Source organism: Lentzea sp. NPDC037011, from assembly GCF_055607425.1.
In genome coordinates this window covers 192,171-207,525 of record NZ_JBVJRT010000009.1, presented here as the reverse complement: position 1 = coordinate 207,525, position 15,355 = coordinate 192,171, and the positions used below count along the sequence as shown (strand labels likewise).

Genomic DNA, 15,355 nt, shown 5'->3' with positions numbered 1-15,355 from the left:
CGGTTCACTCCGCGGACGGCACGAGGAAGCGCGACACGCTGCGCAGCTTCTCCCGCGTCTCCTCCAGTTCCCGTTCAGGGGTGGACTGGGCGACGATGCCCGCGCCTGCCCGCAGCCAGATGTCGCCGTCGCGGCGGAACACGCTGCGGAGGACGAGAGCCGCGTCGATGGCGCCGTCCTGGTCGACGGTCAGCACGGCGCCGCTGTAGAGGCCGCGCGGCTGCGTCTCGGCGCGCCGGATCAGCTCGCACGCGGAGGCCTTGGGGATGCCGGACGCCGTGACCGCGGGGAAGAGGGCGGCGAACGCGTCCCAGCCGGTGCGGTCCGGTGCGAGCGAACCCGAGAGCTGGGAGGCGAGGTGTTGCACGCTGCCGCGTTCCTTCACGCTCATGAACTCCTCGACGCGGACGGTCGACGGTCTGCACACGGTCGACAGCTCGGTCGCGGCCAGGCGCACCGAGATCGCGTGTTCGAAGACCTCCTTGGCGTCGCGGTAGAGCTCGTCACGCCGCACCCGGTCGGCTTCGTGATCACCGAAGAAGGCGCGCGTGCCGGCCAGCGGCTGGGTGACCACCTCGCCCTTGGAGCTCACGCTGATCACGATCTCCGGGCTGAACCCGAGGACCTCCCAGCCCTGAAGGCGCAGGAGGAACGATCGCGCCGGGTTGTTGGCAAGACGGCCGGTGAGGTACGTCGTGGGCATGTCGATGTCTTCCTGCACCGGTACCACACGGGAGAGGATCACCTTGTCCAGCGCGCCGGAGCGGATCTCCGCGATGCCCGCCGCGACCGCGGCCCGGTAGCTCTCCGCGTCGTGGCCGTCGACATCGACCTCGACGCGCGCCTCCGCCGGCTCGACCCCGCCGGTCAGCACGGCAGCCGCGAGCCGCGACTCCAGCGCGTTCACGTCCGCCGCGGTGAGTGCGCGCAGGAGGGCAATGCCGTTCTCGAAGCGCACCTCACGCCGCGGGATCATCAAGGTGACCGTGTCGGTCGTCGGCGCGTCGTCCAGTCCGTACAACGCGTAGGACAGCTCGAAGGTGGCCCAGCCGTAAGCGCGCCAGTTGTCGACGTCGACCTCCGCGAGCCGGGTGGCGAGCGCCGACAGCGGTTCGCCCGCCCGCGTGGTGACGGTCGCATGGGCGCCCTCACCCCAGCAGATCGAACCTTGGTTCTCGTAGAGCACGTTGTCCTCGGTCGACGTCGCCGCGAGCGTGGCAGCCACGCGAAGAGGATCGGCCGGCAGTGCGACGTGACGTTCCCAGTACCTCAGTGCAGTTCTCCTAGGTCGAGTCGGTTCGCAGCTCGCCCGCATCCGGGCGCGTGGGTCGTGGTGGCTCAGGCGGCGGCCGGGTTGTCCACCCACAGCCGCACGGGGCCGCGGAAGCACGCGTTCTCGTGGTAGCGCACGACTTCACCGTCCGCGAGCCGGAGGTGGGGCAGGCGTGCCGTCAGCTCCTCCAGCACGACCCGCATCTCCAGCCGAGCCAGCGGAGCACCGAAGCAGGCGTGGATTCCCCTGCCGAAGGTGAGGTGCTGCTGGGGGTTGGACCGGTGGACGTCGAACCGGTCCGGGTCGGCGAACCGTGCCGGGTCGTGGTTCGCGGAACCGATGAGGAGCAGGAGCTTGGCCCCCGCCGGGACGGTGACCCCGCCGATGTCGACCTGCCTGGTGGTGATCTTGCGCCAGGTGTGCAGGCTCGGGTCGAAGCGCAGACCCTCCTCGACCGCGTTCGGGATCAGCGACGGGTCGGCGCAGATCGCCTCCCACTGCTCCCGGTGCGTGAGCAGCCGCTGCAGCGTGCTCGACGACGCGTTGGTCGTGGTCTCGTGGCCGGCGAAGCTCACCGCGTGGATGACGTTGACGATCTCCTCGACCGACAGCGCGGCGGGATCCGCGAGGTGCGAGCGGAGCAGGTCGCTGGTGAAGTCGTCCCGCAGGTCCTCCTTGCGCGCGGCGACGAAGTCCGTGCAGTACCGCCAGTACTCGACCATCCTTCCCGCGATCCTGACCTGTTCGTCCGGTGTGGACCGTCCCCAGGTGAAGGCCATGCGGTTGAGGGCGAGCGCCTTGAGCGCTTCCGAGTCCGACTCGGGAAAGCCGATCAGGCTGAACACGATCTTGGCGGGCAGTGGTGCCGTCAGCTCGTGCACCAGGTCGAACCGCGACTTCGAGGCGGCACCGTCGAGCAGTTCGGTGGTGCAGGCGCGGATGACCGGTTCGAGCCCCGCGATCCTCCTGGCGGAGAACGCCTTGACGTTGAAGGCGCGCACCCTGGTGTGCTTGGGCGGGTCGCAGTTGGAGACGGTCGGGGTGGCGTGGAACCCGGCGTCGAGGATCTCCTTCGCTTCCTGTGCAAGCGGGTAGAAGGGCGTCTGGGTGATCGCACCGGAGAAGCTCTCGTGATCGGTGAGGACGCGCTTGACGTCCTCGTGGCGGGTCACCGGCCACATGTCGAGCTGCGGTTCGTAGAAGACCGGGCTTTCCTCGCGCAGGGTGGCGAGCGCCGGGTACGGGTCGGCGAGGTAGTCGGGAGCCAGCGGGTCGAACCGCCCTTGCACAGGGCAACGGCCCGTGCTGCTGTTCAGCATCTCATCTCCACGGAGTTGGCTGGGTGAACCGGAAGCCCGGAGGAACAACCGCTGAGGCGCGCTCACAGCCGCCTGCCGAGCACCTCGGCCTCCCGGATCGACGTGAGCATGGTTCCCGGCGCGTACGCGTCCCCGATGACGTGGACTGGCACCCCGCTCGCCGACAGCGGACCCGACAGCTCGTCGACCGGCTGACGCGGGGTCGACCAGGTGAACAGGGCCACGTCCTCGATCTCGGTGAGCCGCCCGGTGAAGACGTTCGCACAGCGCAGCACGCGGTCCTCGTACAGCAGCGGTTCGGTCGACAACTCGATGCGCACGCCCGCCTCGTGCAGTCTCCGGTGGACACCAAGGCGGCTCACGTACGGCACCGCGTCGCCCAGGGACGCCCTGGGCGTCATGAGCACCACGTCGCGGTACCGCCGCGCCAGGAGGTCGGCCACCGCGTAGGTCCCGGCCGAGTGGTCGAAGTCGAACAGCACCGCTGTGCCGTCGCTGCCTCCGCCGTCGCCGTGGACCAGGTGGTCGCGCACGCTGACGCCGTCCTCGCCGTGGGCGGCCAGGGTGGGCGGTCGCATCATCCGCGCCCCGGTGGCGAGGACGACGACGTCGGGACCGGTCGCGAGGACCATCTCCTCCGTCACGCGCGCACTCCGCTCGATGCGCACGCCGTTGCGTTCCACCAGCCACAGGTGGTGCTCCAGCGTGGTGGCGATGTCAGCACGTCCCGGCAACAGCGACTCCACCCTCGCCTTGCCGCCGAGGTGCGGTCCGGCCAGCAAGGTCACCCGGTGCCCTCGTTCGGCCGCCGCCGCGGCGGCCCGAAGACCTGCCACACCGGCGCCGACCACGGTCACCGCACGCTTCGTCGACGACCCGCGCACCCGGCCGGCGGCTTCACCACCGGTGCCGAGGTCGGGGTTGACCACACAGGCGATCGTGCGGCCACTGGTGACCTCTCCCCAGCAGACGTTGCAGTAGAGGCACGGCCGCACCTCCTGCTCGCGGCCCGCCCGCACCTTGGCCGGGAAGCCGGGATCGGCCACCAGGAGACGTCCCAGGCCGACCAGGTCACCGACCCCGTCCCTGACCACGGCCTCGGCTTCGGCAGCGGAGGTGACGCGGCCGAACGCCACGACCGGGACGTCCACCGCTGCCCTGAGGTCGCGCTGGATCCCGAGGTACGGGCCGGGCGGGTAGTGCATGTCGGGCACGTGGTCGCCGAAGCTGAGCGAGGAGTTGCCCTGGCCGAACGCGAGGTAGTCCGGCGGAGTCTCCTGGCCCACCCGGTTCGCGATGCGAGCCGACTCCTCCGCGGTGATGCCTCCCCGCACCAGCTCGTCACCCGGCATCTTCAAGCCCAGCAGGAAATCCGTCCCGCACACCGACCGGATGCCGGCCAGGACCTCGCGCAGGAACCTGGTCCGCCCGTCCAGGTCGCCGCCGTACTCGTCCTGCCTGGTGTTCGACCACGGCGACAGGAACTGCGTGATCAGGTGACCGTGCGCCGCGTGCACCTCGACGCCGGAGAACCCCGCACGCTGCAGGACGGCGGCCGAAGCCACGAACGACTCGGCGATCATCCGGACCTCCGACGTGGACATCACGTGCGGAACCGTCCAGCTGTACGGGTCCGGCAGGGGCGACACCCCGATCGAACTGTCCGACACCGGACCTCGCACCTGCTGCCTGCCCGAGTGCAGGAGCTGACCGACCATCCGGCAGTCGTGTTCCTCGACCGCGGCCGCGAGGCGCTCGAAGCCCGCGGTGTTGGCGGGTTCGTACGCCGCGAGACCCGTCTGCGGGGGCACCGAGCTCGGGTGGACGAACAGCGCCTCGGACACCACCATCGCCGCGCCACCGGCCGCGCGCTCGGCGTAGAAGGTGACCGTGCGGTCGGTCACCAGCCCCTGGCGCGCGTAGTTGTTCATGATCGCCGGAAACACGATCCGGTTCTTCAGCCGCGCGTTGCCCACCCGCAACGGGGAGAACAGGTGCGGATACCGGTTCTGTTCCTCGGTGGTCACGCCCTGGTGCCTTCGCCCGCCGCGGAGACGATCTCGCGCAGCTCGCGGCCGATCTTGCCGATGTCCGGCTCGGCACCGTCGAACAGCGCGCCGCCGTCGGCGTCCACGAAGACGGTGGTGATCCGGTCGCGGTGGATCGACCGCAGCGGTGCGGCGTAGGGCGACATCGCGTGGATCGCGGTCTCCTGCCGGCTGGCCTCGCCGACGGCGAGGATCGTGATGCTGCCGTCGAAGCCGGTCGGCGGGTCGTAGGTGAGCATCGCCGAGAGGTTCGCCTTGTAGATGGCCATCCGGTTGCGGAAGACGTCGAGGTCCATTCCGGACAGCAGGTCGTGCTCGTCGACGTAGCGGACGACGAACTCGACCTGTGCGTCCTCGTCGAGCTCGTTCAGCTCGTCCCACGGCAGGTCGATCCGCACGGCCAGCAGGCGTTCGATGATGTAGACGTAGTCCATGATCGCCCGCTGCTGCAACGAGGCGCTGTCGACCGGCAGCTCCTTCCAGGGGCGGTTGAAGTTCGGCATCAGGTGCAGGACGAGACCGGTGCGTTCACCCTGCTCGTGGAGCTGGCGGGCCGTCTCGTACGCGGGCAGTCCGCCCATGCAGTTCCCCGCGACGTAGTAGGGGCCCTCCGGCTGGACGCGGCGCATCTGGCGGATGCCGTGGGCGGCCAGCTCCTCGACCGTGCGGTACGGCGCCTGCTCACCGTCCATTCCCGGGGTCTGCAGGGCATACACGCCCCAGGTCTCGGGGATGTGCGGCAGGTAGTTGTTCATGTAGCTCACGCTGCCGTCCGTGGCCGGGTAGAGGAACAGGATCGGGGTGCCCTCCCGCAGCACCTTGACGTTCGACCCCTCCAGGGTGAGCAGCCGGTCGTTCCCGATGTTCTTGTTCTCCAGCAGCCGCAACAGCGCCAGTCGCTTGGTGTCGGACAGCTGCTGGAGCCGGTCGGTCGTGTTCACACTGTCTCCTGGTTCGCTGGTTCGCTGGTTCGCTGGTTGGTCAGTGGAGGCCGTCGAGCAGGCGGGCGACGTCCTCGTCCGACATCGACTCGAGCTGGTCGAGCGCGGCGCTGATGGCGAGGTCGTCCCGGACACCGCGGGTGAGGTCGTCGTCGATCCGTGCGGCGAGCGCCGACACCGTGGGGTGCGCGAAGAGGTTCTGCAGCTCCACCCGCACGCCGAAGCGCTCCTCGACCTGGAACAGCGCCCTGGTGGCCAGCAGGGAGTGCCCGCCCAGGTCGAAGAAGCTGTCGTGCCTGCCGACCCCGGTCCGGCCGAGGAGGTCGCCGTAGATCTCCGCGACGACCGCCTCGGTCCCGCCGGCCGGCGGTTCGTGCGCGGTGGCGCTCGGAGCCGGCTCCGCGACCATCGACGACAGCGCCGTGCGGTCGACCTTGCCGTTGGGAGTCATCGGAAGCGCGGTGTGCAGGACGAAGCGCTGCGGCACCATGTAGGCGGGGAGGACAGGAGCGAGCAGCTCTCTGAGCCGACCCGCGGAGACGGTGTCGCCGTCATGCGCGGCCAGGTGGGCGACGAGCACTCCGTCCGCCGCCAGGGTGACCGCGGCGTCGACGACCGCGGGGTGCCGGCGCAGCGCGTGTTCGACCTCGGCGGCCTCGACGCGGTGACCGCGCACCTTGAGCTGCTGGTCCGTCCTGCCCAGGAAGGTCAGCGTGCCGTCCGCCGACTCGCGGACCAGGTCACCGGTGCGGTAGACGCGCTCGGGCGCGTCGGCCACCCCCGCCAGGTCCGCGAATCGCCGCTCGGTCTCCTCCGGCCGGTTCAGGTAGCCGTTCGCGACGCCCTCCCCCGCGATGCACAGCTCGCCCGGCACTCCGGGCGGCACGAGCAGGCCGCGTCCGTTGACGACGTAGAACCGGGTGTTCTCGATCGGCTCCCCGATGCGCACGGGACCGGTCGCGTCGACCTTCCAGCGGGCGGACCAGATGGTCGTCTCGGTCGGACCGTAGAGGTTCCACACCTCCCGGCACCCGGCCAGGAGCTGGTCGGCCAGGTCGCGGCTCATGGCCTCTCCGCCGCACAGCGCGGTGAGCCGGGAGAGCCCCTTCCACCCGGAGTCGAACAGCATCCGCCACGTGGAGGGCGTCGCCTGCATGACGGTGGCACCACTGGTGTCCAGCAGGCCGGCCAGGCGAGCCGGGTCCGCCGCCTCCCCCGCGGTGGCGACGACGACCGCCGCACCGGTGACCAGCGGGAGCAGCAGCTCCAGCAGCGAGATGTCGAACGACAGGCTGGTCACCGCGAGGAACACGTCGTCCTGCCGGATTCCCGGCTTCACCGCCATCGCGTGCAGCAGGTTCAGCAGGTTGTCGTGCCGCACCTCGACTCCCTTGGGCCGGCCCGTCGACCCGGAGGTGTGCAGCACGTAGGCGGGACTGCCGGCTGCGGGCGGCTCGAGCGGCCGGTGCGGCGTCGCGTCCGGTGACCCGTCGACCAGCAGCGGCCGGACCCGCTCGGGCAGGCGGGCGGCGAGGTCCGATCGCGTGACCGCCAGGGACATGCCGGTGTCCTCGACGATCCAGGCCATCCGCTCCTCGGGCAGATCGGTGGCCAGCGGGACGAAGACCGCTCCCGCGCGGACCGCTGCCAGCACCGCCACCACCATGTCGGGACTGCGGTCCAGGAAGATCCCGAGTCGCCGGCCACGACCGCCCGCGGCGTCGATGCGGCAGGCCAATGCCGACACCGCGCGGTCGAGCTCCGCGTAGCTGAGCTCACGGCCGTCGCAGCGGACGGCGACGCGCTCGGGGTCGGCTTCGGCCCATGCCGCCACGAGCCGGTCGACCGTCGTGTCCCGTGCGTGGTCCGATGCGGTGCTGTTGCGCCTGCGGAGGTTCCGGCGCTCCAGCTCGGTCATCAGGGAGACGTCGCCGATCGGCAGGTCCGGGGAGCCGACCAGCAACGCGGCGAGGTGCTGCCAGCGGCGGGCCATGGCCTCGACCGTCGACCGCTCGAACAGTGCCGTGTCGTAGTAGAAGCTCCCCAGCAGTCCCCGTTCGCCGGCGTCGGGGTGGAAGTGCAGTTCGAGGTCGAACTGGACGCTGCCGGTGTCGAACGGGCGCAGCTCGGCCGTGGCGCCGGGCAGCCTCAGCGGGTGGAACGCGTCCTGGAAGGCGAAGAACGCCTGGAACAGCGGACTGCGGCTGAGGTCGCGGCTGCCGGCCACCTCGCTCACCAGCTTCTCGTACGAGTAGTTCTGGTGGTCCCAGGCGTCGGCGCACACGGCGGCGGTCCTGCGCACCAGCTCGCGGAAGCTCAGCTCGGCGGACAGGCCGACGCGCAGCACCAGGGTGCTGACGAAGCACCCCGCGGTCCGCTCGAAGCCGGGGTCCAGCCGGTTGGCGCACGGCGTGCCGATCGAGATGTCCTCGCGCTCGGTGGAGTGCCACAGCAGCACGAGGTACACGGCGAGCAGCGTGGCGAACCGGGTTGCCGCTTCCTCCCTGCCGAGCTCCGTGAGCCCGGTGGTGAGCTCCGGTCGCAGGACGAAGTCGACCCGCGCGCCGACGTGGCCGCGCCGGGGCGGGCGCGGGTGGTCCAGCGGCAGCTCCAGCGGGGTGCTTCCCGACAGCGCACCCACCCAGTGGTCCAGGTTCCCGGCCGAGGCGGGGCTGTCGGCGTGTGTGCGTTCCCACTCGGCGTAGTCGGTGTAGTCCAAGCCCGCGTCCGCACCGCTCTCGCCGTTGAGGATCTCGGAGACCTCCCGCACGACGAGCCCGGTGGTCCACCCGTCGGCGACCAGGTGGTGCAGGGTCAGCCCCCACACGTGTTCCCGCTCCCCGGTGCGCACGAGCACCGAACGCGCCAACGGGCCACGAGCGAGGTCGAACGGCGCGATCAGGGCCGCTCGCAGCTCCCGGTCGACTTCCTCGGCATCGGCGCCGAGGAGATCGGCACTCCTCAGCACGGGTGCCGACTCCGGGTCGATGAACTGGACCGGCACTCCCCCGATCTCCTCGAAGGTCGCCCGCAGACCGGGGTGGCGGCGCCAGACGGTCTCCAGTGCGGTGGCGAGCGCCGGCGCGTCGACCGGCCCCTCGATCCGGTAAGTGACGGTGAACGTGTACGCCACTCCCGTCGGGTCGAGCCTGTCGAGGAACCAGATGCGGTTCTGCACACCGGTCAGCCGGCAGGCCGAGCGCCCGCCGAGCAGCTCCAGCAGCTCGGACCTGTGCTCCCGCACCGCATCCCGCTCGGCGGGGTCGAGGGTTCCCGGAGCAGCCCGCAACCGCAGCCGGTCACCGGCCGGCGTCAGCTGCACGCCCCGCCTCAGCAGCTCCACCAGTGAGGTCATCGCGTTCACAGCTCCATCCAGTCCATCGATCCCACGAGCGCCGCCGCGCCGGGCGCCGGCTGGCCAGCACCGGTCGACGGCTGGACCTCGGCCGCGAGTGCGGAGACCCCGTCCGCCCGCAGCACGCGTGAGACCGGGATCTCCACGGCCAGATCACGCAGGACCAGGTTGCGGAGTTCCATCGCCATCAGGGAGGTCATGCCCAGCTTGCTCAGCTGGACGTCGCGCTGGACCTCGTCCTGCCGCAGGCGCAGCACCCTGGCCACCCGGTTCGCCAGCCGGTCCTCGAAGGCCGCACCGTCGTCGGAGCTGCTCGCGGCCTCCTGCGGGACGACTTCCTCCGGCTCCGAGCGCGAACCGTCATCGATCGCGCTCGTCATCTCGCGGCGAGTGCCACGTACGCGGTCGAGCCAGTACCGCTCGCGCTGCCAGGGGTAGGCGGGCAGCGGAACCGTGCGGCCACCGGCGGGCTGCACCCGGTCCCAGTCGACCTCGCACCCCGCCGTGTAGAGCGCCGCGACGGCTTCCAGCAGGCCTGTCCGCTCACCGCGCTTCCTGTGCGCCTTGGCGACCGTGGTGGCCGTCGCGCCGACCGAGTGGAGCGTCGCGTCGATCGCCGGGCCGAGCACGGAGTGCGGGCTGATCTCCAGGAACACCTGGTGCCCCTGCTCGGCGAGCAGGGCGACGGCCGGGCAGAGCATCACCGGTTCACGCAGGTTCCGCAGCCAGTACGACGTCCCCAGCTCCTCGCCCGCGCTCAGCGCACCGGTGACGCTGGAGCAGAACGGCACCGAGGTCGCGGCGGGCCAGACCCCGCGCAGCTCGGCGCGGAGCTCGCCGAGCAGCGGCTCCACCTGCCGGCTGTGCCCGGCCACGTCGACGACCATGCGCCGTGCGAACACCTCCGTGCGCTCGAGCTCGCCCAGCACCTCTTCCACCGCCTCGGGACTCCCGGCCAGCAGTGTCGAGGACGGGCTGTTGCTCGCCGCGACCTCGACCTGGCCGTCCCACCGGCCGATGAGCTCCCGCGACTCCTCCAGGCCGAGCTCGACCAGCGCCATCGCACCCTGCCCGCGGATCGACGCCAGGAGCGTGCTGCGGCGGCAGATCACGAGTGCGGCGTCCTCGAGGGACAGTGCGCCGGCGGCGTGTGCCGCGGCGATCTCCCCCATGCTCTGCCCCACGACCGCGGCCGGTTCGACGCCCCAGGACCTCCACAGGGCCGTCAGCGCGACCTCCATCGCGAACAGGGCGGGCTGCACCTCCTCGATCAACGGGATGTCCGCTTCCCCGTTCTCCCGCCGCAAATAGTCGAGGACGGAGAACCCGCTGACCCGCCGGATGGCCGCGGCGCAGTCCTCCAGCGCATCCCTGAACACCGGCTCCGTCGCGGCGAGCTCCAGGCCCATGCCCGCCCAAGCGGCGCCGTGGCCTGGAAAGACGAACACGACGGACGGCTTCTTCCACGTCGGCGCCAACGGCCGTTCCGCGGCTCCTTCGAGTGCATCGGCCAGCTCGGTCCGCGAAGCACCCGCGACGGCCAGTCGTCGCGCGTGCGGAGAGCGGCGGGCGGCCGTGTGGGCGATGTCCCCGAGGTCAGCGGCGGTCCGCACGACCTCGGCGAGTGCCGTGGCTCCCTCGGCGAGCGCGGCCGGGGTGTGCGCGGACAGGGGCAGCACCACCGGTTCCCGCTCCTGCCCGTCCGGTGCGTGCGGGCGTTCCGCCGGCTCTCGGCCGGTCCGGGCGTGCACACGGGACCAGTTCACGTCCTGCCCCAGGCAGTACAGGCGGCCGAGGGAGTCGAGCAGCACCGGGCGGCTCGGCTCCGCCCGCCGGGAGGACGGCAGCACGTGACCTTCGCGGCCCGCCTCCGCCAGGCACTCGGTCACGTTGTGCACGAGGAGCGGGTGCGGGTTCACATCGATGAAGTCGCGCCGCCCCTCGGCGACGAGCAGCCGCACCACCTCCGCGAAGAGGACCGGCTCACGCAGGTTGTCGCACCAGTACTCGGCATCCAGCTCGTCACCGGCCACGTCCTGGCCGACGACCGTGGAGTAGAAGGGGATGACACCGCGGTGGGGACGCACACCGCTCAGCGCCGACCGCAGCTCGGGCAGCAGCGGGTCCATCTGCGGTGAGTGCGACGCGTAGTCCACCTGGATCGGCCGCAGCGTGACGCCCGACCGCGCGAGCTCGGACGAGAGGTCCCGCACGGCGTCAGCAGCTCCGGAGATCACCGTCGCGTTCGGACCGCTGCTGACGGCGATCGAGATCTCGTCCGCGCGGCTCGCGATCACCCGGCGAGCCTCCTCGACCGGCAGGTCGACCACGGCCATCGCGCCCGAGCCGGACGCGGCGCCGTGCACGATCGTGCTGCGGACGCAGACGACCCGCACCGCGTCCTCCAGGCTCAGGCACCCCGCCACGTGGGCTGCCGCGATCTCTCCCAGGCTCTGCCCGGCGACCGCGCCGGGGTGCACTCCCCAGGAGCGCCACAGAGCGGCGAGGGCGACCTGCACGGCGAAGATCGCCGGTTGCACCAGCCTCAGGTCCTCCAGCCAGGCCGGGTCGTCCGCGAGCACCACGTCCAGCACCGACACGTCGAGGTAGGGGCGCATCGCGCGGTCGCAGCGCCGCATCGCGGCCAGGAAGGCCGGTTCGAGCACCAGGTCCCTGCCCATGCCGAGCCACTGCGATCCCTGACCGGCGAACAGGAAGACGGGGTTGCCGCGATCCGCTTCCACGAGGCCGGTCACCGTGCCGGGCAGGGGACGGCCGTCGAGGTGCGCGGTGAGCCGCCTCGCCAGATCGGCGGGGTCCTCCGCGGTGACCGCCAGCCGCTGTCCTTCCCCCACTCCCCGTGCCACGGCACCGGAACGCAGCGCCGGCATCGTCGCACCGGGTCGCTCGCACGCTTCGAGCAGCTCTGCCGCCGCAGCGCGCAGCCCGTCCTCGTCACGGGCCGACAGCGGCACCAGGTGCGGCCCGCCCGTGCCCGCTTCCTCCAGGACCACGTGGCAGTTGGTGCCGCCGAAACCGAAGGCGCTCACCCCGGCGAGCCCGGGACGGTTCCGCCGCGGCCACGGCGTGCGTCGTGCAGCGACCCGCAGCCGCAGGCCGTCGAAGTCGATGTGCGGGTTCGGGGTCTCGAAGTGCAGGCTCGGCGGGATGGAACGGTGGCTCAGCGCCAGAACGGTCTTGATGAAGCCCGCCATCCCCGCGGCCGCTTCGAGGTGGCCGATGTTGGTCTTCGCCGAGCCGAGCAGCAGTGGGCGGTCGGCCGGGCGCCCCGCCCCGTGCACCGCGCCCAGCGCTCCCGCCTCGATCGGGTCGCCGAGCATCGTCCCGGTGCCGTGCGCCTCGACGTAGTCGACGTGCGCGGGGTCGATCCCGGCGTCGGCGCAGGCGTCGCGCAGGACCTCCACCTGGGCGGCCGGGCTGGGGGCGGTCATGCCGTTGCTGAAGCCGTCGTTGTTGATCGCGCTCCCCCGGATGACGCAGTGGACGGGGTTGCCGTCGGCCAGCGCGCGGGACAGCGGTTTGAGCACCACCACACCGCCGCCCTCACCCCGCACGTACCCGTTCGCCCTGCTGTCGAATGCCTTGCACCGCCCGTCGGGCGCCATCGCGCCGAACCGGTCCATCGCGACCATGCTGTCCAGCGCGAGGATCAGGTTGACCCCGCCGGCCAGTGCGAGCGACGACTCGCCGAGCAGGAGGCTCTGCCGTGCCTGGTGGATGGCGACCAGCGCGGACGAACAGGCGGTGTTCAGGGTGATGGCGGGTCCGCGCAACCCGAGGAAGTAGGAGATCCTGGCGGGGATGATGCTGAGGTCCTGCCCCGTCGCGGTGTGCTGCGTGGTTCCGGCGAGGTCACCCGCGGCCAACTGGGCGTAGTCGTGCCACATGGCGCCGAAGAAGACGCCGGTCCGGGTGTCCCGGAGGCTGTGGGGCGCTATGCCCGCGTCGTCGAGCGCCTCCCACGACAGCTCCATCGCCAGCCGCTGCTGTGGGTCCATCTCGGCCGCCTCACGCGGTGAGATGCCGAAGAACTGCGGGTCGAAACCATCGACCCGGTCCAGGAAACCACCCCGCCAGCCGTCGGTCCCGGCCGGAGCGTCGCCCGCGTGCCACCGCTCCGACGGCACGGTGCCGACGGCGTCGACCCCGTTCGACAGCAGCGACCAGTACGCGTCGAGATCTCCGGCCCCCGGGAACCGGCAGGACATGCCGACGACGGCGATGGCCTCGTCGGAGCGGGCACCGCGCGTGGCCGGAGCGGGAACCGGGCTCGGCTCCCCGTGCCGCACGGAGGCGCTCACCGCCTGGGCGAGTGACCTGACGGTGGGGTTCTCCCACATCATCGTGGGCCGCAACGGCCTGCCCAGCTCGGTCCCGAGATCGGTCAGGAGCCGGACCATCTGCACCGAGTCGCGGAGGTAGCGGTTGATCCGTTCGTCCACGTCGACGAACTGAGCGGGTGTACCTGTGAGCTCTGAAAGGCGTTCCACGAGCCGCTCTTCGACTGCGGTGGCGGAAATTTCCAAGTCGGAGGACATCGCTCGGTTCCTCAGCTCTCGATGAGTCGCAGACACTTCCCGCGTGATCCACTCTGGAAGTGGATCATGACTCGGTCAACGAACCGTCCCGCGTACCGGAACGCGGCAGCCCGACCGGGCCGGTCATTCCGCTCGGCGCGGAAATCGTTGGCCTGCCTGGAAAACCACGCAACGGCGCCGGGGTCGACCGGGACCCGGTGAACCGTCAAGCGGGACCCAGGCTCCTGACGTGCCCAGCAGGATCGTCACCGGTCGGGACCAGTGCGATGATCGGTGTCGTCAGGCCGTTGTCCACATAGGATCGAATTCGCTCGCGGCAGTCTTCGGGCGCGCCGTGCACGACGAGGTCGTCCACGACCTCGTCGGGAACCAGCTCCAGCGCCTCACGCCGGTCACCGCGGTTCCAGGCGTCGTGCACCGACTTGAGCGCCTCGCCGCGGCCGAGCCAGTCCTGGAACGCCGCATAGGCGGGCACGGTCAGGTACTCCGCGACGAGTCGGCGGCCGAGCCTGCGTGCCAGCGCCCTGTCCGCGGTGGGGCAGACGAAGATCCTGGCGGCCAGCTCGACGCCCTGGCCGACCTCCTCGCGCACCCGGCGCACGTCACCGGGAGCGAGCCAGTTGGTGATCACACCATCGGCCTCCTCCGCGGCCAGCCGCAGCATTTCCGGCCTCAGGGCGGCGAGCGCGATGGGAGGCGGCGGATCGACCGCGTTCTGCAGGCGGAAACCACTGACGGAGAACGTCTCATACGCCTCGGTCACCTTCTCACCGCCCAGCGCGGCCCGCAGGAACCGCAGCGTGTCCCTGACTCTGCGGAGAGGGGTGGTGTACTCCGCGCCGTTCCACTGCTGCACGATCACCCGCGACGAGGCGCCGATCCCCAGCACGAACCGGCCGGGGGCCAATCCCGCAAGGGTCGCCGCGTTCATCGCGAGGAGCGCCGGACCACGGGTGTACACGGATGCCACCGCGGTGCCCAGGCGCAGCTGCTCCGCCCACTGGGAGACGAGCGCCAGAGGGGTGAAGGCGTCGGTGCCCGCCTTCTCGGACGTCCAGACGTCGGTGTACCCGAGGTCCGGGAGCTCCTCGACGATCTTCCGGTGGAGCGCGAGAGACATCCCGGGCAGGGGAACGGTGATGCCCCACCGGCTCACAGGCCCTCCTGGAGTTCCACCGCCGGCCATGCCACGCCCTCGCCGCCTCAGGGCTTCGCGCCGCGCTTGCTCGCCTGCGGCCGCCAGATCGGGTACAGCGACGGACCACCTCGCAAGGTGATGGGCTCGCCCAGCCGCACCTGCCCGAGCCGTTCGTACAACGCGAGGTTGCGCAGGCAGCTCGCTTCGCCGTACACGCCCGCGTCCGCATCGTCGGCGATGGCGAACTGGGCGTTCTTGAGCACGGTTCCGAGCCCTTTGCCCTGCCACGCAGGGACCGTCGAGAGGAAGGTGCCGTACAGGTGCGGTGGCACGTTCCGCGGGTGGTTGTCGTTCAGCAGGTCCACGAAGGCCACCGCCCGCTCAGCCTGGTCGCCCAGCCGCTCCGTCAACCGCCTGACGACCTCGGCGTGGTCCTCCGCGGTGGGCAGCACGGACGGCGGGTAGAACAACGAGACCGCGCTGAAGTCCTCGACCTGGAGCGCGAGTCCACCGCCGGCGAACGTCGTTTCCACGATGACGGTGAAGAACTCCCGGTTGGCGTCCATGCGGCGTTCCTGGTCCGGGAAGATCCAGGAGAACACGGGGTCGTCGTGGAAGGCTCGGGCGTAGACCTCGACCAGGGACTCGGCCTGGTCCTCGTGAACCGCGTTGATCATCGACACGGGTGCTCTGTCCTCTCGGTTCGCGACGAACGGGCGGGG

8 protein-coding genes are annotated in these 15,355 nt (G+C 71.1%); all 8 read right to left on the bottom strand.

What is annotated here, in order from left to right; genetic code table 11:
• Positions 1-4: 4 nt before the first annotated feature.
• The 8 genes from ACZ7CH_RS27605 to ACZ7CH_RS27570 all read right to left on the bottom strand — a co-directional run bounded on the left by ACZ7CH_RS27605 (position 5) and on the right by ACZ7CH_RS27570 (position 15,310).
• Positions 5-1,225: a salicylate synthase gene (locus tag ACZ7CH_RS27605; protein ID WP_360384781.1), complete on the bottom strand. Its 1,221-nt coding sequence runs from the start codon at positions 1,223-1,225 to the stop codon at positions 5-7.
• 113 nt (positions 1,226-1,338) lie between these two features.
• Complete coding sequence (locus ACZ7CH_RS27600) at positions 1,339-2,592, bottom strand: cytochrome P450 (RefSeq protein ID WP_458432786.1); 1,254 nt, start codon at positions 2,590-2,592, stop codon at positions 1,339-1,341.
• A 62-nt stretch (positions 2,593-2,654) separates the two neighbouring features.
• The gene (locus ACZ7CH_RS27595; RefSeq protein WP_470375290.1) at positions 2,655-4,619 is read right to left on the bottom strand and encodes an oxidoreductase; all 1,965 of its coding nucleotides are present in this window, start codon (positions 4,617-4,619) and stop codon (positions 2,655-2,657) included.
• Complete coding sequence (locus ACZ7CH_RS27590) at positions 4,616-5,581, bottom strand: thioesterase domain-containing protein (RefSeq protein WP_458432788.1); 966 nt, start codon at positions 5,579-5,581, stop codon at positions 4,616-4,618. The genes ACZ7CH_RS27595 and ACZ7CH_RS27590 overlap by 4 nt, the downstream gene beginning before the upstream one ends.
• Positions 5,582-5,621: 40 nt before the next feature.
• Positions 5,622-8,936: a non-ribosomal peptide synthetase gene (locus ACZ7CH_RS27585; RefSeq protein WP_470375289.1), complete on the bottom strand. Its 3,315-nt coding sequence runs from the start codon at positions 8,934-8,936 to the stop codon at positions 5,622-5,624.
• 5 nt (positions 8,937-8,941) lie between these two features.
• The gene (locus ACZ7CH_RS27580) at positions 8,942-13,495 is read right to left on the bottom strand and encodes a type I polyketide synthase (RefSeq protein WP_470375288.1); all 4,554 of its coding nucleotides are present in this window, start codon (positions 13,493-13,495) and stop codon (positions 8,942-8,944) included.
• 205 nt (positions 13,496-13,700) lie between these two features.
• Positions 13,701-14,651, bottom strand: coding sequence for an LLM class F420-dependent oxidoreductase (locus tag ACZ7CH_RS27575; RefSeq protein WP_470375287.1), 951 nt, complete (start codon positions 14,649-14,651; stop codon positions 13,701-13,703).
• Between the two features lie 47 nt (positions 14,652-14,698).
• A complete protein-coding gene (locus tag ACZ7CH_RS27570) occupies positions 14,699-15,310 on the bottom strand; it encodes a hypothetical protein (RefSeq protein ID WP_470375286.1) in 612 nt (203 codons plus the stop codon).
• Positions 15,311-15,355: the final 45 nt, after the last annotated feature.